This is a genomic window from Chitinimonas sp. (genome assembly GCF_036568685.1).
Lineage (GTDB): Bacteria > Pseudomonadota > Gammaproteobacteria > Burkholderiales > Chitinimonadaceae > Chitinimonas.
In genome coordinates, this window is the sequence record NZ_DATCSC010000141.1 from 1 (window position 1) to 22551 (window position 22551).

Here is a 22551-nt window from a genome sequence, read left to right on the forward strand (position 1 = left end):
CCTGCCGGTACAAGCGAGGGTACTGTCACAGGCCGTCACCGACTTGCGCGGCTGCCTGCCCGCCCTGCCGGTCTACAGTAGCCCGGCGCGCCGTTGCCTGGCCTTGGCACGCCGGCTGCACCCACGCCCTACCGTGCTGACCGAACTCCAGGAGCTGGACTTCGGCCGCTGGGAAGGCCTGCCCTGGGACACAGTCCCCCGCGCCGAGCTGGACGCCTGGGCGCAGGACCTGTGGCACTATCGGCCCGGCGGTGGCGAATCGGCCGCCCTCTTGCGCGAGCGCTGGCATAGGGCGCTACGGCAACTGCGCCAGCAGGCCCCGCAGGGCGCGATCGTCGTAAGCCACGCCGGACTGATCCGGCTGGCCCTGGTCGAAGCCGGCCAGCTCGCGGAGGCCGAACGCTGGTCCGCCCCCATCGCCTACGCCACGCCCTACTCCCTAAACCTGAGCCAGGACTAAGCCCATGCCCACCTTGATGATCCAGGGCTGCACCTCGGACGCCGGCAAAAGCACCCTGGTGGCGGCCCTCGCCCGCCTCTTGTACCGTCGCGGCCTCAAGGTCGCGCCTTTCAAGCCGCAGAATATGGCGCTCAACAGCGCAGTGACCGAGGACGGCGGCGAAATAGGCCGGGCCCAGGCGGTACAGGCAGTCGCCTGCGGCATTCCCCCGCATACCGACCACAACCCGGTGCTGCTCAAGCCCAGCAGCGACTGCCGCGCCCAGGTCATCATCCAGGGTCGTGCCATCGGCAATCTCGACGCGGTCGACTACCACGCCTACAAGCAAGTGGCCCGGCAGGCGGTGTTCGAATCCTGGCGCCGCTTGGCCAGCCTGTACCAATGGGTGGTGGTAGAAGGCGCCGGCAGCCCGGCCGAGGTCAATCTGCGCGCCAACGACATCGCCAATATGGGCTTTGCCGAGGAAGCCGACTGCCCGGTCTGGCTGGTGGCCGATATCGACCGTGGCGGCGTATTCGCCCATATCGTCGGCACCCTGGCCTGCCTCTCGCAAAGCGAGCAAGCCCGGATAAAAGGTTTCATCATCAACCGCTTCCGCGGTGACCTCAGCCTTCTGCAGCCCGGGCTGGACTGGCTGGAAGCGCAGACCGGCAAGCCGGTACTGGCGGTACTGCCCTATCTGCACGGCCTCGATATCGCCGCCGAAGACGCCCTACCGCGCAACGCCGGCCAGGGCGGTGCCTACCGGGTAGTGATCCTGACCCTGCCGCATATTTCCAACCATACCGACTTCGACCCACTACGCCGGCTACCCGAGCTCGACTGCCGCTACGCCAACCCCAACCAGCCACTGCCGCCGGCCGAGCTCTATATCCTGCCCGGCAGCAAGAACACCCGCGGCGACCTGGCCTGGCTGCGCCAGCAGGGCTGGGATCAGCAGCTCGCCCGCCATCTGCGCTACGGCGGCAAAGTGATCGGCGTCTGTGGCGGCTACCAGATGCTGGGCGCCAGCATCGCCGACCCCTTGGGGCTGGAGGGTGCAGCCGGTGTAAGCGAGGGCCTGGGCTATCTGCCGGTGCATACCGAGCTGGCGGCGGAAAAGCAGCTGCTGCAGGTCAGCGGCAGCCTGGCGCTCGGTGGAGGCGTGCCGATACGCGGCTACGAGATCCACCATGGCAGCAGCACGGTCACGGACCCGGAGGTGGCTACCCTGCTGCATTTCGAGGACGGTAGAACAGACGGCCTGAGTTCGCGCGACGAGCAGGTGCTGGGCTGCTATCTGCACGGCCTCTTTGACGAACCGCAGGCGCTCAAGGCCCTGCTGGCCTGGGCCGGCTGCGAAGTCGGCAGCACCGCGCCCGATACCACCACCCTGCTGGAGCAGGAACTGGACCGGCTGACCGACGCGCTGGAGGCGGCACTGGATTGGGACAAGGCTGCCCAGGCCGGGTTGGTACTGCCATGACCCGGCTATGGCTGGCCATCCAGTTCCTGACCCGGCTACCCACGCCGGCCACGCCGGACTTCCGCCCCGAGCTGCTGGTCGAATCGGCCCGCTGGTTCCCCTTGGTGGGGTTGATTATCGGCGCCCTGCTGACGACACTGGCCTGGCCGGCCTGCCGGCTCGACCCCTGGCTGGCCGCCTGGCTGGCGCTGCTGCTGTGGGTATGGGTAACCGGCGGCCTGCACCTCGACGGCCTCGCCGACCTCGCCGACGGGCTGGGTGCGGCCCACCGCGACCGCGAGCGCTTGCTGGCGGTGATGCGCGACCCGCACCTGGGCAGCTTTGGCGTGCTGAGCCTTATTCTGCAGTGCGGTGGCAAGCTGGTGCTGCTGATGCTGTTGGCCCGCGCACAGGCCTGGTGGGCGCTGCTGTTGGTACCGGCCTGGGCACGGCTCGGGGTCCTGTACTGGCAGAGCCTGCCCGCACTCAGCACCGGCATGGCCGAAGCCTTCACCTGGCAACTACCCCGCCGCGCCCGCCTCGCCTGGCTGCTGGCACTGCTGGCCACCTCCGCCTGGTTCGCCCCCGCACTCCTACTCGCCCCCCTATGCATCTGGGCCTACCGGCACTGGCTGCAGCACACCCTCGGGGGTGTGAGCGGCGATTGCCTGGGGGCGGGGGTAGAAGTGTGCGAGCTGGCTTTGCTGCTGCTCTGCAGCATATCCCTGCTATTGCCACCCTGGCTCATCTGAGCAGCAAACCTACGGCCATGAGCTGACGAGCGTCAGCGAGGCTCCCTCGCTAGCGGCGAGGGCGGGGGGAGTGGGTGATATGAAAACAAAAGCGCGCAAGAACATCGAGTGCCTGTTAGCACCCGGCTGAGCGAAGTCGTTGCCACCTTTAGGTGGCTTACTACTTCGGCCTCCTCCTTGCGGGGACAGCCGGGTGGAGTGATGAGACTCCGAATACGCCACACGTTATCGTGTTCAACGGCGCGGGGCGCCTTATGGACGCCCCGCGCGCTGGGTCCGGGGCGGGGTGGATCACCTCCCGCCCAGACCTATCTCCATCCGGTGCTACTCGTAAGCCGTCAGCCGCAGCCGCTCCTGCGCGTCGAACTGTGCCTGCCGCAGTTGTTCAATGGCCGCCAGGCGTTCCGTCTCGCTCAGGCCTGCCTTGGCCTTGAGCGCCGCGAGATCGGCCTGGTAGCGCTGTATGCGCCCCTGCCAGGCCGCTTCCTCCCTATCCAGCGCGGCCAGCCGCTCGGCCGCCTCGGGGCCGACCGTCTCGGCCCGCAGCCGGTAGACGGCTGTATCGTCCGCCCCCTTGGCCCGCGCCGCCGCCACGCTGTCGGCCAAGGCCAGGTGCTGGACCGGTGCCTGGCGCGCGGCCAGGATCTCGGGCGGGGCCAGCCTATCCAGCTCGGCCAGGCGCTGGCGCTTCTGCCCGGCGCTGAGCGTTGCATCGGTCTGCACCATGCGGCGGGCCAGCGCGTCGTCGTCGTAGCGGTCCTGCCAGCCAAACAGGGCGGCTGCCTCTTGCGTACTGAAGTAGCGGCTGCGTAGCTGGCGTACCGCCGTGAGCCTCGCCTGCAGCGCAGCCATCGCATCACCGCTCAGGCGCGGGTCCTGTTCCAGCGCCTGCAGCGCGGTCTTGAATTCAAGATAACGCTTGAGCAGCCGCTTGGCCGCCAGCGCGGCCTTGGGTGGCAGCTGCTTGTCCAACTCGGCCTCAATATTGGTCACAACCTGCGACAGAGGCAGCTCACCTACCGCAGCCAGGTGGTAGTCGAACATGCGGCGCAGGCCTTCATCCAGCACCAGCTCGCCATCCTGGCTCAGGCTGCTGCCGTCGCCCGCGGTACCGGCAAACGAAGTCGGGGCTGCTGGCCGTGCCGCTTCGGCCGGTTTGGCCTGGGGTGAGCCACCCAAAAACAGCCAGGCCACCAGAGCAGATAGCACGAGCATGGCCGGCCACAAATAAGGTTTGATCTTGCTGGGGTACACACCTGCTCCTTGCAGGGACACCGTCCACCGTCGCACGGTGGACGGTGTGGCCTTACAGACCGGCGTTCTTCAGGCGGTTGGCCTGTTGCCGGTAGAGGGTGACCGGGTCGGTCTCGAACAGATTCACCAGGCCGAAGAAATGGTTGATCTCGTCGACATGGTTCATCTTGTAGTTGTCGCGAATCACCTGACCCAGGTGGCTGGAGCAGGTACCCACCAAGCCGTCGCTGGGCCCGCCATAAGCAAGGCCGGTCAGCGCCATGGCGGCATCGGACGCATCGAGGATGTTGGTGACGGTGCTGCTACCGCTCCAGGAGTAGTAGCGCACACCGTTGGCTACATAAGCCCCCTCGCCGCAATCGCTGGTCGGCACGCCACCCGGGAAGCGGGCGTTGAACTTGGCCATATTGGCGGTGGTCAGCGCATCGAGCGCAGCGATCGGGTCCTGTGGCAACTGGCTGCCGCCCGAAGCGACCGAGATCAGGGCTGCGAGACCCTTGGCCACCGAAGCGGCCAGGCTTTCCGAGACCGAACCCGGCGGTAGGGCACCGCGGGTGATATCGGCAATGCGCGAGCCCTTGTTCACCCCGCCCACGCTGGTGACCGAGGCCACCAGTTGCGGCGCTACGCCAGCCACATAACGCACGGTCGGGCCGCCATGGCTATGGCCGATCAGGTTGACCTTGGTCGCGCCGGTGATGGCCAGCACATTCTTGACCTGGGCCAAGAGCTGCTCGCCGCGCGCCTCGGTACTGTTGGTGGCCGACACCTGGGCGATAAACACCCGGGCGCCGTCCTTTTGCAGCTCGGCAGGGATGCGATAGAAGTAGTCCACCCCCAAGGCCTGATCGAAGCCAAACAGGCCGTGTACCAGCACGATGGGGTAGCGGGTCTGGGTATAGCCGCTAGATGCGGCCATTGCCGGCGCGGCGGGAGCAAACAGCAGCCCCAGCGCTGCCAGCCATGCAGCGTAACGTTTCATCGATGTTGTCTCCGTTTGTTAAGTGCTTGATCCGCCTCATAGCCGGGCGGTAACAACACCGTAGACAAGCACCGCTGAAAAATCTAGAGCAATCGCTCGATAGACTAAAAAGCCACAGTCGGAAATGAACAACCCCGCGGCGGGCGCGGGGTCGTGAATCGAGAAAGAATGGCTATTGCCGGCACGATCGAGCGCAGCGAGCTTCCCCGCCGGCGGAGCGGCTGCCAGAGTTCTTGGTGAGCTTGCGAACCTAGAACCTGTGCGTGCAAGGCTGCGAGAGGGGCAGGGGGTAAAACAGGGGAGAGCCCTTGCTTCAGGTATCTTGAAAGTCCAGCCCCCGGGTCCCCCAGGTGCCAGCGCAGAACTTTGTCATGGTGCACGGCTTACCAAGTACACCGGCTCTCACAGATTACATTTGACCCACTTCTGCCACTGAGCGAACAGACCGGGATTGAGCGCCGCCACCACCGAGCGCTGCCAGACGTCGTCCGCCCAGTAGTCCTCGTGGTAGAGGCTGGTCATGCTGCCTCCGGCCTCGGTCAGGATCAGGCAACCGGCGGCGTAGTCCCACAGCCGCTGGCCACCGTGCACATAGAGGTCGAAGCGGCCGGCGGCCAGATAGCACCAGTCCAAGGTGGAGGCTCCAAAGTTGCGCTGGCTGCCAAAGGGCGGCAGCGCCGCCAGCCGTTGCGGCAGCTTGCCGCTCAGCCATTTCACCTCCACCCCGGCAATCGCCTCGGGCATGGTGGGCACGTGCTGCTTGAGCGGCAGGCGCTGGCCGTTGAGGTAGGCCCCCTGACCCAGCAAGGCAGTAAAGAGTTCGTCCGTGACCGGGTTGTAAACCAGGCCCAGTATCGGCCGGCCAGCCTCCATCAGGGCGATGGAGATCGCGAAATAGGGCAGGCCGTGAAAGAAGTTGGTAGTGCCGTCGATGGGGTCGATCACCCACAGCCGCTCGTGGCCTTCCCACAACGCCTCCTGCTCGGCCACGCTCATTTCCTCGCCCAGCACTGGGCAGGGCACGATGGTCGGCAAGGCTTCCACCAAGGCGCGCTGGGTCTCGACGTCGGCCTCGGTGAACAGGGTGCCATCCTCCTTGCGGCTGCCCTTGCCCAGGCGCAAAAAGCGCGGCATCACTTCGGTGGCGGCAACGTGGCGCACGGTGGTGATCAGCTGTTCTAGGGTGGCGGTATCCGGCATGGGCGGGCTTGCTTCAGGCTACGGCTTAAAGCAGCCATTCTAACGGAGCACCCGCCGTAGAAGCAGCGCCGTCTACCCTAATAGGCCATGCTGTGGCGCACAAACCGCGCTGCCGCTCAGTCCCGCTCCGGCGGGCTGGGGCTGGGGCGCTTGCCCAGCTTGCGCTGCAAGGTGCGGCGGTGCATGTTGAGCGCGCGGGCGGTGGCGCTGATATTGCCTTCATGCTCAGCCAGCACCTTCTGGATATGCTCCCATTCCAGCCGGTCCACGCTCAGCGGCCGCGCCTCCAAGGGCAAGGCAGCATCGCCATCCAGCCGGCCAAAGGCGGCCACGATCTCCTCCATGCCGGCCGGCTTGGCCAGGTAGTGCACCGCACCCAGCTTGATCGCCTCGATGGCGGTGGCAATGCTGGCGTAGCCGGTCAGCATGACGATGCGGCAGTCGGGCAGGAGGGCATGCAGTTCGGCGATCAGCCGCAGGCCGGACTCCTCCCCCAGCTTGAGATCGACCAGGGCGTAGCCCGGCGGGGCGAGCCGCGCTTCGCGCAAGGCATCGGCCGTGTTGGCCGCCAGCCGTGCCTGCCAGCCCTGCCGGGCAAAGGCGCGCAGCAGCACCGCCCCCAGCGCTGCGTCGTCGTCGACGATCAGGATCTGCTTCATGCTGCCCTCAGCCTGACCTCGGCGCAGGTCCCACCCGCAGCACGCTTGAGCCAGTTCAGCTGGCCACCGGCGCGCTCCAGCGCCGATACCGCCAGGGTCACGCCCATACCCAAGCCCTGGGTCTCCAGCACCTGGCCGTCAAAGCCCGGGCCGGCATCTTCTATCCTTACCCGCACCAGGCTGCCTTGCCAGTCCAGTACCAGCCTTTGCCAGTCGGGGCTGGCGTCGGCGGCGTTGTCGAGCAGGTTCATCAACGCCTGCCGTAGCGCAAAGGGCAGCACCAGCTGCGGTGGCGTACCCTCACCCAGCACCGCGTACTCCACCCGCGCCTGTGGCCGCACCAGCCGCCAGTCGTCCAGTACCGTCAGCATGGCCGCATCGGCCGGTTGTGGTGGCGGTGTATCCGGGTCGGCACGCAGCCGGCCCAGCTCCGCTCGGCAGGCCTGCAGTTGCTGCTGCATCAGGCGCAGGTCGGCGGTCAAAGCCGCATCGCCGGCTCGCTCGGCCAAGAGTTCGTCCACCAGCAGGGTGAGGGTGGAGAGCGGCGTGCCCAAGCGGTGCGCCGCACCGGCCGCCTGGATAGCCAGACCCACCACCTGCTGCTGCCGCAAGCCGCCTTCGCGCGCCGCTGCCAACGCCCGCTCGCTGCTGCGCAACTGCAGGCCGATATGCGCCACCAGCACCGCCACGATCAGCGCAGCGGCCACAAAGGCCAGCCACATGCCCAGGGTGTGCAGGAAAAAGGCCTGCGCCAGGCTCGCCTCCGAGATGGGCAGTGGCTGGTACCAGGCCAGGAGCACGGTGTAGCAGACCAGCGTCAGCGTGGTCAGTGGCCACACAAAGCGGCCGGGCAGGCTGGCCGCAGCAATGATCAGCGGCAAAAGAAATAGCGCGGTAAAGGGGTTGGTGGCGCCACCGAGGAAGAACAGCCACAAGGCATGACCGATGATGTCCACGGCCAACTGACGGGCGATCTCGGCCGGGGGGATCTGGACGCCACGCTGACCCAATCTCAGGCGCAACAGCGAGAGACCGTTATAGGCCAGCAGCAAGAGGCAGATAAAGCCCAGGGTGAACCAGGGCACCGGCCAGTGGAAGACAAACAGCGCGCACAAGGTCGCAACCACATAGGCGCCGACGGTCAAGAGGCGCAGTTGCAGCAGGCGTTCGAGGATGGCGAGGCGGGCGGTGGGTAGCATGGCGGCATTGTAGCGCCGCCACTCCAGCGCTCAGTGCGACCGCTTGCCGCAGCTACCAGGCAAAGTAACGACCGCCTTCACGCTTGAGCCAGTCGCGCTTGTCCTTCCAGTCCGGACAGACCGAGGCGACCAGCGCCCAGAAGCGCGGCGAATGGTTGAGCTCCACCAGGTGGCAGAGTTCATGGATGACCACGTAGTCCAGTACCGGCAACGGTGCCTGCATCAACCGCCAGTTGAGGCGGATCGCCCCTTGTGAGGTACAGCTTCCCCAGCGCGTACCGGCGCTGGAGAGCTTGAATTCGCTATAACGCAGACCCAGCCGCTCGGCCCAGAGCGCCAGCCGCTCGCCCAGGAACAAGCGGGCCTCGCGTCGCATCAGCTTCTCCAGCGCCAGCGGCGTGGCGGCCGGGTCGTGGGTGGCCAGGCGCAGCTCGTCGGCAGTCACGCTGCCACGGCCATGGCCCAGGCTCAAGAGATGCGGCTCGCCCAACCAGTCGATCGCGGAACCCTCGCCCAGCGGCCCCGCTTGTGGGCGGCTGGCCACCTCGTCGAGCTTGGCAATGATCCAGCCAGCCTTCTGCCGCAGGATGCCGTCCAGCTCGGAGAGAGGGAAGCGATTGGGTACGACCACCGTCAGGCCTTCGCCGCTGATGCGCAGACCTACGCTGGCACGGGCGGAGCGCTTGAGCGCCACCGCCACCTCGCGGCCGGCGACGGTATAGATGCGGCGGGTTTCAGGCAGCGAGCGGGCCATGTACCTGTTGGGGTTCGGTGTTGTGCGGCCAGCAGGGGCCGACGCCGCTGATGCGGACCATCTCGGCCTCGATCCAGCCTTCCACCTCGGCACGCACCTGCTCCACCGTCTTGCCGGCGGTAGGGATGGCCGGGCCGATGGAGACCGTGGCGGTACCGGGATGCTTGAGGAAGCCATTGCGCGGCCAGAATTCGCCCGAGTTCACGGCAACGGGCACCACCGGCACCCCGAGTGCCGAAGCAAGACGGGCTCCGCCCTGCTTGTACTTGCCGCGCTTGCCGGCGGCAATACGGCTGCCCTCAGGGAAGATCACGATCCAGGCGCCGGACTTGAGCCGGGCACTGCCCTGTTCGATCAGCTGGCGGCCAGCTTCTGCCCGGTTGCTGCGGTTGATGGCGATGGGGCGCACGCTCCAGAGGCCCCAACCAAAGAAGGGTATCCACAGCAGCTCGCGCTTCACCACCCAGGCGGTAAAGGGCAAGAGGCGCTGCAAGGCCATGGTCTCCATGGCCGACTGGTGCTTGCTCATCACCACGGCAGCCTCCTTGGGGAGGTTCTCCGTGCCGATCACCTGGGTCTTGAGGCCGCAGGTGATCTCCAGCCAGCGCAGCGAAAAATCGCTCCAGTAGGTGACCAGCTTATAGCGGATACGGTAGGGCAAGGGCAGCGCAAACATGCAGGCAACCGCCACCAGCATGGTGTTGATTGCCCAGCCCAGCATGTACAAGGTCGAACGTAACCACAGCATCGGTGTCTGTCTCGCTTTCCAGTTTCAGCCACCCGGTAGGTGGCCGGCTCAGTCTTCTTCCTTGCCGATCAGGTAGAGGGCGGCATCCATCAGGTCGTAACAGACCCGGGTATGCTCGGGCAGGCCACCGGCGGCCAGGGTCTTCTCGCCCTTGCCGGTACGCACCAGGATGGGCTCGGCCCCCACCGCCTCGGCCGCCTGCAGGTCGCGCAAGCTGTCGCCCACCACCGGCGTGTCTTCCAGCCGGATATCAAAGCGCTGGGCAATATCGCGGTACATGCCCGGCTTGGGCTTGCGACAGTCGCACTTCATATCGGCCGTATGCGGGCAGAAGAAGATCGCATCCAGCCGCCCACCCACACCGGCCAAGAGCCGGTGCAGCTTGTCGTGCATGGCATTGAGTTCGGCCATGCCAAAGAAGCCGCGACCGATACCGGACTGGTTGGAGGCGATCACCACCCGCCAGCCGGCATGGTTGAGCAGGGCAATCGCTTCCAGACTGCCCTCGATGGGCACCCATTCGGCGGCCGACTTCACGAAGTCGTCCCTGTCGTGGTTGATCACACCGTCGCGGTCGAGGATGACGAGTTTCATGGCCAGGTCTTATTCCGCCAGCAGGGAAATATCCGCCACCCGGTTCATCAGGTCGCTCAGCGCGGCCAGGAGCGAGAGGCGGTTGTTACGCACTGCCACATCCTCGGCCATCACCATCACGCTGTCGAAAAAGGCATCGACCGGCGCTTGCAGGCTGGCCAGCTTCTTCAGCGCGGCCGTGTAGTCGCGTGCAGCCAGGGCACTTTCGACCGGACCTTGTACTTCTGCCAGGGCGCCGTGCAGCGCGCGCTCGGCCGCTTCTTGGAGCAGGCCGGCCGAGATCGCCGGCAGGCTGGTGCCTTCGGCCACGTTCTTCTTGAGAATGTTGCGGATACGCTTGTTGGCGGCGGCCAACGCGGCAGCCTCGGGCAAGGCCTTGAATTCGGCCACGGCGCTCAGGCGCGCGTTCAGCTCGTCGAAGCGGCTGGGCGCGTCGGCCAGCACGGCTTCGATATCGGCAGCCGGGAAGTCCGCAGCCAACAGGTTCTTGAGGCGCTCGAGCATAAAGCCGAACACGCCCTCCACCGTGCCCTCGGCCACCACGCCAACCGGGAAGGCGGCAGCGGTCTGGGCCAGCACGGTCTTCAGGTCCAGCGGCAAACGCTCCTCGACCAGCATGCGCAGCACGCCCAGGGCGGCGCGGCGCAGTGCATAGGGGTCCTTGTCGCCGGTCGGGATCAGGCCGATGCCCCAGATGCCGACCAGGGTCTCGAGCTTGTCGGCCAGCGACACCGCCTGGGCGATGGGGCCTTGTGGCAGGCTGTCGCCCGAGAAGCGCGGGTGGTAGTGGCCCTCAATGGCGTCGGCCACTTCGGCGGCTTCGCCGTCGAGGTGGGCGTAGTAGGTACCCATGATGCCTTGCAGCTCGGGGAACTCACCGACCATATCGCTCAAGAGGTCGGCCTTGGCCAGGTAGGCGGCACGGCTGGCGCGGGCCTGGTCGGCACCCAGGTCCGCAGCAATGGCGGCGGCGATGGTCTCGAGCCGGCCGACGCGCGCCAGCTGGCTGCCAATCTTGTTGTGGTAGACCACGTTCTCCAGCCGCGGCACGCGGCTGTCGAGGCGGTGCTTCTGGTCCTGCTCGTAGAAGAACTTGGCGTCCGAGAGACGGGCGCGCAGCACGCGGGCGTTACCGTTGATGATAAAGCTCGGGTCGGCCGTCTCGAGGTTGGAGACGATCAGGTAGTGGTTGGTCAGCTTGCCGGCAGCATCCAGCAGCGGGAAGTATTTCTGGTTCTGCTGCATGGTGAGGATCAGGCATTCCTGCGGCACCTTGAGGAACTCGGCCTCAAAGCTGCCCTCCAGCACCACGGGCCATTCCACCAGACCGGTCACTTCGTCGATCAGCGCGTCGCCACCGGCGATGGTGGCCTGGCGGGCGGCCGCCTTGGCGTTCAGCGCGGCGACGATGGCAGCGCGGCGCGCCTCGAAGCTGGCGATCACCTTGCCCTGCTCACGCAGGCTGGCGGCGTAGCTGTCAGCGTCGGCGATCTCGACTGCACCTTGCGACAGGAAGCGATGGCCACCGGTAGTACGGCCGGCGGAGAGGCCCAGCACCTCGGCCGGCACCACCTCGCTGCCATGCAGGGCCACGAGGCCATGCACCGGGCGGACGAATTGCACTTCGTTGCTGCCCCAGCGCATCAGCTTGGGGGCCGGCAGCTTGCGCAGGGCCTCGGTCAGGATGCCAGACAGCGCGGCAGCCAATTGGTCGCCGGCCACGCGCTGGGTCAGGAACAGGGCATCGGCCTTGCCGTCAGGCTTGCGCGTGAGGCTAGGGATGACGGCCTCGGTCAGACCCAGGCTCTCCAGCTTCTTCTTCAGCGGCACGGTGGGCCGACCGTCTGCGTCGAAGGCTACCGCCACCGACATCACCTTGCTTTCCACCTCACGCTCGGCCGCCTGGCCGAGCACGCCCTTGACCGCCACGCCCAGCCGGCGCGGCGAAGCAAAGACCTCGAAGTCCGGCTCGCCGGCCACAAGATGACGCTGCCGCAGCTCGGCGACGATGGTATTGGCAAACGAGGCGGCCAGCTTGGGCAGGGCCTTGGGGGGCAGTTCTTCGGTGAACAGTTCGATCAGCAGGGTTGGGCTCATGGCACTTCTTTGTTCATGTGTACTAAACGCAGGCGGCGCATATAGCGCTCGGGCCTGGCGCGGGTAAGGGGTGGCTATTCCTTCTTGCCGGCCGCTTTTTCGCGGGCAATCTTGCAGACCTGGGTGAAGAAGTCCTGCATATAGGCCTGCTTGGTGACCGAGTCGAACTCCCATTGGAAGCCGGCCAGGTCATGGCGCGAGACTTCGTCGCCATCCTTGTCGCGGAACTCGGCACCGATACCGGCCATCTCGCTCTTGGCGCAATCGAGCGCAAAGCGGCTGTATTCGGTCCGGTATTTGTCGCCTTCCTTGTTTTCCTGGTCCTTCTTGAAGCTGCGGCGCACCCAGACATAGACGTATTCGTCATGACCGCTGGGGTCGTCGTGGCCGATGGAGGCCCAGGAGACGTGGATATCGACGTCGGGCTGCTGGCCGTACAAGCGCCAGTCGGCCTCCTTGTCCGCAGGCACCGGCTCCGGCGGCTCGGTGTTCTTGGTGTCGAGGTAGCTGCCACCCCACTTACCACAGGCAGCCAGGGCAAGGGCCAGCAGCAGGATGGCAGCGCGCTTCATATCCGGTCCTCAGTCCTTCTTGAGCATGGGGAAGCCCAGCGCTTCACGGGCATCGTAGTAGGCCTGCGCCACACCGCGCGACAGGTTGCGAATACGGCCAATATAGGCGGCCCGCTCGGTCACCGAGATGGCGCCTCGTGCATCCAGCAGGTTGAAGCTGTGGCCGGCCTTGAGAATCATCTCGTAGGCAGGCAGCGGCAGGCTGGCTTCCAGCAGGCGCTTGGCCTCGCCCTCATAGTCGTTGAACTGCTTGAACAGCAGCTCGACGTTGCTGTGCTCGAAGGCGTAGCGCGACTGTTCCACCTCGTTCTGGAAGAACACATTGCCGTAGGTCACCGGAGTGCCGTCGGGCAGATAGGTCCAGACCAGCTCGTAGACGTTCTCGATGTTCTGCAGATACATCGCCAGCCGTTCAAGGCCATAGGTGATCTCGCCGAGCACCGGCTTGCAATCGAGGCCGCCAACCTGCTGGAAGTAGGTGAACTGGGTCACTTCCATGCCGTTGAGCCAGACTTCCCAGCCCAGACCCCAGGCGCCCAGAGTGGGGTTCTCCCAGTCGTCCTCGACAAAGCGGATGTCATGCACGGTGGGGTCCAGGCCCAGTTCCTTCAGCGAACCGAGGTAGAGCTCCTGGATATTGGGCGGGCTGGGCTTGAGCACGACCTGGAACTGGTGGTGCTGGAACAGCCGGTTGGGGTTCTCGCCGTAGCGGCCATCCTTGGGACGGCGGCTGGGCTGTACATAGGCGGCATTCCAGGGCTCGGGGCCGAGCGCGCGCAGGAAGGTGGCGGTATGGCTGGTGCCGGCACCGACTTCGGTGTCATACGGCTGCAACAGGGCGCAGCCCTGGCGGTTCCAGTAGTGCTGGAGGGTGAGGATGATTTGCTGGAAGGTCAGCATCGTGACGGCAACTCTGCGAAAGACAACGATATAAAGCGAGGATTCTACTTGAAGTTGGCGAATCCTCTAGCGAGCGGCTGCAACATATGCTTTTTCGCTGCATCCGGCGCAAATTGCCAGTATCGATAGGGAATTTAGCACCCTGGGCCCTGGAGGTATTAGCGGCTAATGCCGCGTATTCCGCGCAATGCGCGGTTTGGGGCGGGAGTGCGTCCTGCGGCCGCCTTCCTTTCTTTGCTTCGCCAAAGAAAGGAAGCAAAGAAAGGCGACCCCGGGTTCCCCGCCCCACTGCGCGGGGTTCCTTCCGCTTCTCGCCAGTCTCGGCCGGTGCGCGAAACTCGCCGGCTATGCCGGCTCAGACAACGCGCCCCGGACGGCCCCGATCCTGGCTGCGATGCTCAGCGGCTCTCACGGGGACCCCAAACCCCTCCGCAGCCAGCGTGGTGACAAACTGCACGATCCCCCTGCCGGCTCGGTATCATCGCGTCCGAACCCAACGCCGGACCCGCCTCGTGCTGCATCTCTACCAATCCAACCGGCTCGATACCCTGGCCACCCTCTTGCAGGGCGTGCTGTCGGTGCCGCCTGCCGACCCCTATGCGCGCGAGACCGTGATCGTGCAGGCACGCGGCATGGGGCGTTGGTTGAGCTTGCAGATCGCCGAGCGCTTCGGGGTCTGTGCCAATGTGGACTTCCCCCTGCCGGCCGGCTTTCTGTGGCGGCTGATCGAGACCGTGCTGGGTCCGCAACCGCGTAGCGGCCCTTTTGGCAGCGACGCGCTGTCCTGGCGCTTGCACGAGATGCTGCAGCACCCGCCCGAGGCGCTGGCGCCCTACCTGGCCGACGGCAATGAGCGCAAACGCTGGCGGCTGGCGAGCCGCATCGCCGACGTGTTCGACCAGTACCTCGTGTACCGGCCAGACTGGCTGGAGCAGTGGGAGGCCGGCCAGACCCTGAGCCTGGGCGCTGACGAAGCCTGGCAGGTCGAGCTCTGGCGCGCCTTGGCGCTTGATCGAAGCCATGCCCACCGGGCCGATCTGATGAAGGCCCTGATCCGCCGGCTGCAAGACCCGGCGCCGCTGCCCCTGCCCGAGCGGGTGGTACTGTTCGGCAGCAGCAGCCTGCCGCCCCTGCTATTGCAGATCCTGCAAGCCCTGTCGCAGCGTATCGACGTTGCCCTGTTCGCCCTCAACCCCAGCGCCGCGGCCTGGGGCGACATCAGCCAGCGCAGCGAGGCACAAGGCCCCGGTGAGCGGCTGCTGGCCGCCTGGGGCGCACAAGGCAGGGTGTTCTTTGACGAGTTGGCCGCGGCCGACGCGCTGACCGATCTGTTCGACGACACCGAACCGGCCGGGCGCCTGCTGGCACAGCTGCAGTACGACGTACTGACCCTGGCGCCACGCGAGCCGCTGACCTGGCGGCACGACGACAGCAGTCTTGCCATCCACGCCTGCCATAGCCCGCTGCGCCAGGTCGAGACACTCAAGGATGCCCTGCTGGCGCGCTTTGCCGCCGACCCCAGCCTGCAGCCGGCCGAGGTAGTGGTGCTGTGCCCGGATATCAACGGCTACGCGCCCTATATCGACGCCGTGTTCGGCCAGGGCGAACCGCATGTGCCCTACGCCGTGGCCGACCGTGGCGGCCTGGCCGCCTCACCCCTGCTGGCTGGCTGGCTGGAACTGCTGCGGGTGCCGGACGGCGAGTGGGAGGCCGACCGGTTGGCTGCCCTCCTGGACATACCGGCACTGGCCCAGCAGTTGGGACTGGAAGCGAGCGATCTACCACTGTTGCGCGACTGGATCGCCGCCGCCGGCATACGCCGCCTGCAGGAAGGTGACGCTTTCAGCTGGCAGGCAGGCATAGGCCGGGTACTGCTGGGTGTGGCCCTGCCGACCGAACACCCGCCCGAGCAGGGCCTGCCCCTCTTTGCCGGGCTGGTACCTCTGGGCGGGCTGGACCTACGCTTTGCCGCCCGTGCCGCCGGGCTGAGCCGCTTTGCCCGCCAGCTGGGCGAATGGCAGACCGCCTTGGCGGCACCGCGACCGCTGGCCGAGTGGGCCAGCACCCTGGCCAGCTGGCTGCCGCGCTGGTACGTCGAGAGCGAGGCCGACCAGGCCGCACTGGACAGTCTCTTGCACGCCTGCACCGAGCTGGCGAGCCTGGCCGAGCGCAGCGGCGTGGATCAGCCGGTAGGCCGGGTGGCAGTGCTGGAATGGTTCAGCCACCACCTGGAACAAGGTTCGGGCGCCGGTGGCTTTCTGACCGGCGGGGTGACCTTTGCCCAGCTCATGCCCATGCGCAACCTGCCCTTCCGGCTGGTGGCGGTGCTGGGCCTCGACGACGGCGCCTTCCCTCGCGACAGCCAGCCCGACGGCTTTGACCTGATCGCCCGCCACCCGCGCCGCGGCGACCGCGCCCGGGCCCTGGACGAGCGCTGGTTGTTCCTGGAAACCCTGCTGGCCGCGCGCGACGGCCTCTTGCTGTTCTATACCGGCCGCGATGCCCGCAATGATGGCGAGCTACCGCCCTCGACTGTGATCGCCGACCTGCTGGACGCCATAGACAGCGGCTGGGTCGACGAAGCCGGCCAGCCGCCCAGCCACAGCCTGCTGCAACACCATCCGTTGCAGCCCTTCTCGCCACAGCGCTTTGCCAGCGATGCGGCGCTACCGACCTTCGATGCCCGCTGGGCCGGCATTGCCCGGCTGGCCGGCCTGGGGCAGGCGCAGCCGCCGCACCTCGCCGGCCATGTATTGCCCGACGAGCGCCTGGACGAGGTGGCCCTGAGCGACCTGCTGGCCTTTGCCCGCGACCCGCATGGCTGGTTCCTGCAACGGCTGGGGGTGCGCTTCGAGCGTGGCATCGAGGCCCTGGCCCACCGCGAACTCTTTGGCCTGGAACGCGCCGACGAACGCGCCCTGCTGGCCCTAGCCGGCAGCCAGGCCGACGAGGCCGAGACCCTGGCCCTGCTGGGCAAGGGCGCGGCCCTGCTACCCGAAGGCCTGGCCGGCGAGATCTGGGCCGAGCGGGCGGCGCTACGCTTTGCCCCGGCGGTGACGCAATGGAATGCCCAGGGCAAGGATGAGCTGGCTGTCGACCTCAAGCTCGACGGTCTGCGCCTGCATGGCCTCTTGCGCGGCCTGGGGCCTGCTGGCCTGGGCCTGCGCCAGCCTGGCAAGCTGCGCGAGGGCGACCGGCTGGCGGCCTGGCTGCAGCACCTGGTGCTGTGCCTGCTGGCCCCCGGCGACTATCCGTCCCACACCCGGCTGGTGGGGCTGGAGCAGGCTGCCAGCTACGACGTGCCGCCGCAGGCAGCCGAACACCTGGCCGACTGGCTGGCCACCTACCGGCGCGCCCGGCGCCAGCCGCTGCCGCTCTTGCCGCGCAGCAGCCTGGCCTACGCCGAGGGCCTGATCGCCCGCAAGGACCCAGGCCCAGAGCGCGCCCTGGCCGCTGCGATCAAGGCCTGGGAAGGCAGCGAGCAGTATGCCGGGGAAGGTGCCTTCGACGGCGTACGCGCCATCTGGCGCGGCCAAGCACCTTTTCTGGGCCCGCTGGCAGAGGACTTCGCCGCCCTGGCCGAACAACTGCTGCTGCCCATGCTGGCGCACGAGAGTACGGAGAAGCTGCTATGAGCGCGGCCCGCGTATTCGACCCCCTGGGCGCGCCGCTCGATGCGCTCAACCTGATCGAGGCCAGTGCCGGTACCGGCAAGACCTGGACCATTGCCGCGCTCTACGCCCGGCTGGTGCTGGAGAAGCGGCTCAAGCCCGAAGACATCCTGGTGGTGACCTATACCAAGGCCGCCACCGCCGAACTGCGCGGCCGCATCCGCACCCGGGTGGCGCAACTGGCCGACGCCTTCGAGCGTGGCGAGAGCCAGGACCCTTTCGACGCCGAACTGCTGGCCGCCACCCCGCCCGAGCAGGTCTTTGAAGCGGCGCGCCACCTGCGGGCGGCGGTATCGGGCTTTGACGCGGCCGCCGTCTATACCATCCACGGCTTCTGCCAGCGCGCGCTGGGCGAGCATGCCCTCTTGGCCGGGCTGGAGCTGGAACGCGAATTCCTGGCCGACGAGGCCGAGCTGCTGCAAAAAGTGGCCGATGCCGCCTGGAAGGCCGAGCTGGCCAGCGCCAGCCCGGCCTGGCTCGGCTGGCTGCTGGCCAACCGGCAATCACCCGATGTCTGGCTGGCCGCATTACGCGGCTACCTGGCCCAACCGGGGCTGGAAGTGGCCACACCGGCCGACCCGCATACCGAGATGCTGGAAGCGCGCTACCGCGAGCGGCTGGATGCCCTGCGGCAGCGCTGGGCGCGGGAGGGCGAGGCGGCCCTCAGCTGGCTGTGGGCCCAGTCCGAAGCCGGCAATCTGAAGGGCTCGCACCGCAAGGATTGGCTGGCCGGCTCGGTTGCCTTCTGGCAGGACTGGTTACAGAGCCCGGCCCCGCCGGCCCTGGTGGAAGACGAAAAATCGCCCGGCCAGGCGGAGGGCAAGGTACGCCGGCTGTACGGGCGCGAACTCAGCGCTGCCCTGAAGGCCCCGCAGCCGGTACCTGAGGTGTATGCCCTGCTGGAGCCGCTGGTCGAGGCTGCCCTGCCCCTGCAACAGGCCTACGCCGCCCGGCTGGCGCGCACCCTGGGCCAGCTGGTGCCTGAACTGGCCGGCGACCTGGCCCGGCTCAAGGCCAGCCGGGCGGTGATGAGCTTTCATGACCTGCTGGTGGAACTGGACGCTGCCCTGGCCGGCGAACACGGCGCGGCCCTGGTGCAGGCGCTGCGACGGCGCTACCAGGCGGCGCTGATCGACGAATTCCAGGATACCGACCCGCTGCAGTTCCGCATCTTCAGCCAGCTGTTCGGCGACGGCAGCCAGCCGGCCTTCCTGGTCGGAGACCCCAAGCAGGCCATCTACGCCTTCCGTGGCGCCGAACTGCACGCCTACCTGGCCGCGCGCGAGCAGGTTGCGCCGGCGCGGCGCTACAGCCTGGCGACCAACCGCCGCAGCACCCCGGAACTGGTGGCCGCCGTCGGCCAGCTGTTCGGCCAGGCCGAGCGGCCCTTTCTGCTGGATGGGCTCAGCTATCCGCCTGTGGGTGCGCTGGACGACAAGCCACGCCTCTATCTCGACGGCCAGCCACAGCCTGCCTTGGGCTGGCAGTGGCTGGGCGAGGAAGCCCTGGGCAAGACCGCGGCGCGCCAGGCCGCCGTCGCCCTGGCCGCCCGCCAGATCGCCCTGCTGCTCTCCCCCGGCCGTGCCCGCCTGCAGGGCGGCACGACCGACCGGCCGCTGGCTGCAGGTGATATTGCCGTGCTGGCCGGCTCGCACGCCGAGCTGATGGCCATGCAGCAGGCGCTCGCCGCCGAGGGCGTGGCCAGTGTGCGTATCAGCCGGGAATCGGTCTTCCAGACCGAGGAGGCGCATGACCTCTTGCAGGTGCTCACCGCGCTGATCGAACCGAGCGAGCGCGCGGTACGCGCCGCCATGGCCACCACCTGCATGGGCCTCGACGCGGCGCAGCTGCATGGCCGGCTGGCTGACGAAACCGCTTGGGAGGCGACCCTGGCCGACTTCCGCCACTGGCAGACCCTGCTCCTGCAGCGTGGCGCCATGGCGGCACTGGAGGCCTGGCTGATCGACAGTGGCGCAGCCGAGCGCATGGCCGGCTGGCAGGATGGGGAGCGGCGGCTGACCAATCTCTTGCACCTGTTCGAGCTCCTGGAGTTGGCCCGCCGCGAACGCGCCGGCCTGGCCCCCTTGCTGGGCTGGTACCGACAGGCGCTGAGCGAAGCCGCCGGCGAGAGCGAGGAGCGGCTGATGCGGCTGGAAAGCGATGCCAGCCGGGTGCGGCTGGTGACCATCCACGCCGCCAAAGGCCTGGAGTACCCGGTGGTGTTCTGCCCCTTTCTGTGGGACGGCCAGCTGTTCCGTCAGAGCGAGCAGTGGGCGCTCTGCTACGAGGATGGCCGCACGGTGCTCGATCTGGGCTCACCGCGCTTCGAGGCCCGCCGCGCCCTGGCCAGAACCGAGAAGCTGGCCGAAAAGCTGCGCCTGCTCTATGTGGCCCTGACCCGGCCCTGCAGTGCGTGCTACCTCGCCTGGGGTGAGGTCAAGGACATGCAGAGCGCCGCCCTGGCCTGGCTGCTGGCCGGTGGGACCGAGCGCGTGCGCGCGGCAAGCGATTTGCACGCCGAGCTGGCCGACCTGATTGCGGCGGCCCCGGCCGGCAGCATGGCCTGGCAAGCACCGCCGTCGGCCGCCCAGGCCGCCGTGCAGCCAGCGCCGGCAGCACGCGAACCCAAGCTGGCCAAACTGCCGCGCCGGTTGAGCTGGCGCTGGCGCATGAGCAGCTTCTCGGCCCTGGTAGCCGGTGTGCATGCCGAGGCGCCCGACCATGACGCCAGCGTCAGCGCGCCGCTGAGCGCCTACGAACCGCTGCAGCCCGGCCCCTACGACAGCTTCCCCAGTGGTGCCCGCGCCGGCGTCTGCCTGCATGCCCTGTTCGAGAACTGGGAGTTCACCTCGCGTGACCGCGCTGCATTGGAGGCACTGGCCAGCCGCCAGCTGGCAGCGCATGGTTTCGATACCGCCTGGGCGGGCATGGCGGCCGACATGGTCGAGCAGACCGTGCAGGCGCCGCTGACCGCCTCGGGCGCAGCCCTGGTCGACGTCCCGGCCCAGCACCGGCTGGTGGAGCTGGAATTTACCTACCGCCTGCAGCCCTTTGCCTGGCGCCAGCTGGCTGCCCTCTTGGCCGACCCGGCCCACGGCCTGCCCGGCGTGTTTGCCGAGGCCGCGAGCGGTCTGCATGCCGAGGTCGCGGCCGGTTACCTCAAGGGTTATATCGACCTCAGCTGCCAGATAGACGGCCGTCACTACGTGGTGGACTGGAAGTCCAACCGCCTGGCCAGCTACACGCCGGACACCTTGCTGGCCACCATGAGCGAGGCACACTACTACCTGCAGGCCCTCGTCTATTGCGTGGCCCTGCATCGCTACCTGGCTTGGCGCAAGCCGGGCTATGACTACGAGCGCGACTTCGGCGGCGCCATCTACCTGTTCCTGCGCGGTATGCCGGCAAACGGCATCTGGTCCTACCGGCCACCGCGGGCCCTCCTGCAAGGGCTGGAAAACCTCTTGTGCGGACCATGATCAGCGTCAGCCCCCTGCTCCCTCCCTACGCTACCGAGCTGAGCCACTGGCTGGTGCAACGCTACCCGGCCGCGGCCGAGGCCGCCCTGCGCGCCGCCGGCCTGGTCGCCAGCCGCTTGGAGGAAGGCCATGTCTGCGTGCACCTGCCGAGCGAAGCCGGCCAGCACTGGCAAGGGCAGGCTTGGCCAGCCCTTGCCAACTGGCGGCAGGCCCTGCTGGACAGCGGATTTGTGTCTGAACCGGGCGGCTATACGCCGCTGGTGCTGGAGGGTGAACGGCTCTACCTCGCCCGGCTGCGCGATGACGAATACCAATTGGCAGCGTCCTTGCGCGAGCGCGCCGCGCCCAGCACGCTGGAGCCGGCCCGCATACGCAAGGTACTGGCGCCACTCTTCCAGGGCCAGGCCGAGGACGACGGGCAGCGGCTGGCGGCTGCCACCGCGCTCTTGAACCGGGTAGCCGTCATCTCGGGCGGACCGGGTACCGGCAAGACCACCACGGTGGCCAAGATCCTGGCGGCCCTCTTGCAGCTGGAACCGAACTGCCGCATCCGCCTGGCCGCCCCGACCGGCAAGGCTGCCGCGCGCATGGTGGAGGCGCTGGCCCAGGCCCGCCAGCGGCTGGACGTGGACCTGGTGACCCTGGCTGGCCTGCCGCAGGAGGCCACCACCTTGCACCGCCTGCTCGGCTATCGGCCGGACAGTGCCAAACCGCGCTACGGCCCTGATCAACCGCTGGCGCTGGACGTGTTGGTGGTGGACGAGGCCTCGATGATCGATCTGCCGCTGTTCAGCCGGCTGCTGCAAGCCCTGCCGGCACATGCCCGCCTGATCCTCCTGGGCGACCGCGACCAGTTGGCCTCAGTAGAGGCCGGCAATGCCTTTGCCGAGCTGGTGACCTTGGCGGCGCGCAGCCGTGCAGGCGCCAGCCGGCTCAGCCAGGCCACCGGCGCCAAGCTCGTGGCCGACCCGGTCGCCACGGCCCTGGGCGATGGCATCGCCCAACTGACCGTCAGCCACCGCTTCCACGGCGATAGCGGCATCGGCGAGCTGGCCCGCCGTAGCAACCACGGCGATGCCGAGGGCAGCCTGGCGCTGCTGCGCGAAGGCCGGCCTGACCTGAGCTGGGAGGCCGGCCGCCTGCGCGACTGGCTGCCCACGCTGCTGGCCCGCCTGGGCCCGGCGCTGCAGGACTACCGTACTGCGGTGGCCGAGAGCGATGTGGCTGCCGCCTTTGCCAGCTTCGACAAGCTGCGGCTGCTGTGCGCGCTACGCGATGGACCGGTCGGCGTGGACAGCATCAATCAGCTGATCGAAAGCCGGGTGTTCCGCCAGGACCCGCGCCGCCAACCCTGGTACCCCGGCCGGCCGGTCATCATCCGCAGCAATGACGCGGCCCTGGGCCTGGCCAATGGCGACGTGGGCCTGAGCCTGGCCGGGCCGGAGGGGCTGCGCGTCTACTTCCCGGCCGAGCGCGGCTGGCGTGCGCTGGCGCCGGCCCGGCTGCCAGCGCACGACACCGCCTTCGCCTTGACGGTGCACCAGTCGCAGGGCTCGGAGTTCGACACAGTCTGGTTGCTGCTGCCCGATGAGGATGCCGCCATCCTCAGCCGCAGCTTGATCTATACCGCAGTGACACGGGCCCGCAAGGCGGTGGCACTGTGGGGCTCGGGCAGCACCCTGGCCGCCGCAGTGGCGCGTGAAACACGCCGCGAAAGCGGTCTGGTCGCAAGGCTAAAGGCGGCCGAGCCCTTACCTTGAGCAGGTGGCGTCGTATTGCTGCGACA

17 protein-coding genes are annotated in these 22551 nt (G+C 67.7%); 6 read left to right on the plus strand and 11 right to left on the minus strand.

The features are described from left to right. From VIM95_RS20415 to cobS, 3 genes are all read left to right on the plus strand, one after another. On the plus strand, window positions 1-460 hold a 460-nt coding region (locus VIM95_RS20415; RefSeq protein WP_331989415.1), incomplete at its 5' end, for a histidine phosphatase family protein. Window positions 461-464: 4 nt separating this feature from the next. Then, window positions 465-1925 (plus strand): cobyric acid synthase, encoded by a 1461-nt coding sequence (locus VIM95_RS20420; RefSeq protein ID WP_331989417.1) that lies wholly within the window; start codon window positions 465-467, stop codon window positions 1923-1925. After that, entirely contained in the window at window positions 1922-2656 is a 735-nt protein-coding gene (cobS, locus tag VIM95_RS20425) for an adenosylcobinamide-GDP ribazoletransferase (RefSeq protein WP_331989419.1), read from the plus strand. The genes VIM95_RS20420 and cobS overlap by 4 nt, the downstream gene beginning before the upstream one ends. Before the next feature lie 324 nt (window positions 2657-2980). On the opposite strand, the gene VIM95_RS20430 is transcribed toward cobS, so the two are convergent. The 11 genes from VIM95_RS20430 to glyQ form a co-directional block, all read right to left on the minus strand. Further along, window positions 2981-3910 carry a lipase secretion chaperone gene (locus VIM95_RS20430; protein WP_331989421.1) on the minus strand — a complete coding sequence of 310 codons (930 nt, stop codon included), beginning with the start codon at window positions 3908-3910 and terminating at the stop codon, window positions 2981-2983. A 52-nt stretch (window positions 3911-3962) separates the two neighbouring features. Continuing rightward, window positions 3963-4892 carry a triacylglycerol lipase gene (locus VIM95_RS20435; protein ID WP_331989423.1) on the minus strand — a complete coding sequence of 310 codons (930 nt, stop codon included), beginning with the start codon at window positions 4890-4892 and terminating at the stop codon, window positions 3963-3965. Between the two features lie 402 nt (window positions 4893-5294). After that, window positions 5295-6092 (minus strand): inositol monophosphatase family protein, encoded by a 798-nt coding sequence (locus tag VIM95_RS20440; protein WP_331989425.1) that lies wholly within the window; start codon window positions 6090-6092, stop codon window positions 5295-5297. 116 nt (window positions 6093-6208) lie between these two features. After that, entirely contained in the window at window positions 6209-6751 is a 543-nt protein-coding gene (locus VIM95_RS20445; RefSeq protein ID WP_331989427.1) for a response regulator transcription factor, read from the minus strand. Beyond that, window positions 6748-7950 carry an ATP-binding protein gene (locus tag VIM95_RS20450; RefSeq protein WP_331989429.1) on the minus strand — a complete coding sequence of 401 codons (1203 nt, stop codon included), beginning with the start codon at window positions 7948-7950 and terminating at the stop codon, window positions 6748-6750. Before VIM95_RS20450 ends, VIM95_RS20445 begins: the two co-directional genes overlap by 4 nt. Before the next feature lie 52 nt (window positions 7951-8002). Beyond that, complete coding sequence (locus VIM95_RS20455; RefSeq protein ID WP_331989431.1) at window positions 8003-8704, minus strand: SprT family zinc-dependent metalloprotease; 702 nt, start codon at window positions 8702-8704, stop codon at window positions 8003-8005. Next, on the minus strand, window positions 8685-9452 hold the full coding sequence (locus VIM95_RS20460; RefSeq protein ID WP_331989433.1) for a lysophospholipid acyltransferase family protein: 768 nt from the start codon (window positions 9450-9452) through the stop codon (window positions 8685-8687). The genes VIM95_RS20455 and VIM95_RS20460 overlap by 20 nt, the downstream gene beginning before the upstream one ends. A 48-nt stretch (window positions 9453-9500) precedes the next feature. After that, a complete protein-coding gene (gmhB, locus tag VIM95_RS20465; RefSeq protein ID WP_331989435.1) occupies window positions 9501-10046 on the minus strand; it encodes a D-glycero-beta-D-manno-heptose 1,7-bisphosphate 7-phosphatase in 546 nt (181 codons plus the stop codon). 9 nt (window positions 10047-10055) lie between these two features. Next, window positions 10056-12143 (minus strand): glycine--tRNA ligase subunit beta, encoded by a 2088-nt coding sequence (gene glyS / locus VIM95_RS20470; RefSeq protein WP_331989437.1) that lies wholly within the window; start codon window positions 12141-12143, stop codon window positions 10056-10058. A 74-nt stretch (window positions 12144-12217) separates the two neighbouring features. Then, window positions 12218-12715, minus strand: a complete 498-nt coding sequence (locus VIM95_RS20475; protein WP_331989439.1) for a surface-adhesin E family protein — start codon at window positions 12713-12715, stop codon at window positions 12218-12220. A 9-nt stretch (window positions 12716-12724) separates the two neighbouring features. Beyond that, on the minus strand, window positions 12725-13615 hold the full coding sequence (gene glyQ / locus VIM95_RS20480) for a glycine--tRNA ligase subunit alpha (RefSeq protein ID WP_331989441.1): 891 nt from the start codon (window positions 13613-13615) through the stop codon (window positions 12725-12727). A gap of 512 nt (window positions 13616-14127) precedes the next feature. Here glyQ and recC point away from each other — a divergent pair. Genes recC through recD form a run of 3 tightly spaced genes read left to right on the plus strand, consistent with a single transcriptional unit; the run spans window position 14128 to window position 22525 of the window. Further along, complete coding sequence (gene recC / locus VIM95_RS20485; RefSeq protein WP_331989443.1) at window positions 14128-17250, plus strand: exodeoxyribonuclease V subunit gamma; 3123 nt, start codon at window positions 14128-14130, stop codon at window positions 17248-17250. Further along, on the plus strand, window positions 17247-20765 hold the full coding sequence (gene recB, locus VIM95_RS20490; RefSeq protein ID WP_331989445.1) for an exodeoxyribonuclease V subunit beta: 3519 nt from the start codon (window positions 17247-17249) through the stop codon (window positions 20763-20765). The genes recC and recB overlap by 4 nt, the downstream gene beginning before the upstream one ends. Then, window positions 20762-22525: an exodeoxyribonuclease V subunit alpha gene (gene recD / locus VIM95_RS20495; protein ID WP_331989447.1), complete on the plus strand. Its 1764-nt coding sequence runs from the start codon at window positions 20762-20764 to the stop codon at window positions 22523-22525. Before recB ends, recD begins: the two co-directional genes overlap by 4 nt. Window positions 22526-22551 lie beyond the last annotated feature (26 nt).

Excerpts from the sequence above, each read along its gene's own strand:
- gmhB (WP_331989435.1), bottom strand. The coding sequence starts at position 10,046 with ATGAAACTCGTCATCCTCGACCGCGACGGTGTGATCAACCACGACAGG.
- VIM95_RS20450 (WP_331989429.1), bottom strand. The coding sequence starts at position 7,950 with ATGCTACCCACCGCCCGCCTCGCCATCCTCGAACGCCTGCTGCAACTG.
- cobS (WP_331989419.1), top strand. The coding sequence starts at position 1,922 with ATGACCCGGCTATGGCTGGCCATCCAGTTCCTGACCCGGCTACCCACG.
- recD (WP_331989447.1), top strand. The coding sequence starts at position 20,762 with ATGATCAGCGTCAGCCCCCTGCTCCCTCCCTACGCTACCGAGCTGAGC.
- glyQ (WP_331989441.1), bottom strand. The coding sequence starts at position 13,615 with ATGCTGACCTTCCAGCAAATCATCCTCACCCTCCAGCACTACTGGAAC.
- VIM95_RS20455 (WP_331989431.1), bottom strand. The coding sequence starts at position 8,704 with ATGGCCCGCTCGCTGCCTGAAACCCGCCGCATCTATACCGTCGCCGGC.
- VIM95_RS20440 (WP_331989425.1), bottom strand. The coding sequence starts at position 6,092 with ATGCCGGATACCGCCACCCTAGAACAGCTGATCACCACCGTGCGCCAC.
- VIM95_RS20460 (WP_331989433.1), bottom strand. The coding sequence starts at position 9,452 with ATGCTGTGGTTACGTTCGACCTTGTACATGCTGGGCTGGGCAATCAAC.
- VIM95_RS20435 (WP_331989423.1), bottom strand. The coding sequence starts at position 4,892 with ATGAAACGTTACGCTGCATGGCTGGCAGCGCTGGGGCTGCTGTTTGCT.
- glyS (WP_331989437.1), bottom strand. The coding sequence starts at position 12,143 with ATGAGCCCAACCCTGCTGATCGAACTGTTCACCGAAGAACTGCCCCCC.
- VIM95_RS20420 (WP_331989417.1), top strand. The coding sequence starts at position 465 with ATGCCCACCTTGATGATCCAGGGCTGCACCTCGGACGCCGGCAAAAGC.
- VIM95_RS20475 (WP_331989439.1), bottom strand. The coding sequence starts at position 12,715 with ATGAAGCGCGCTGCCATCCTGCTGCTGGCCCTTGCCCTGGCTGCCTGT.
- VIM95_RS20445 (WP_331989427.1), bottom strand. The coding sequence starts at position 6,751 with ATGAAGCAGATCCTGATCGTCGACGACGACGCAGCGCTGGGGGCGGTG.
- recB (WP_331989445.1), top strand. The coding sequence starts at position 17,247 with ATGAGCGCGGCCCGCGTATTCGACCCCCTGGGCGCGCCGCTCGATGCG.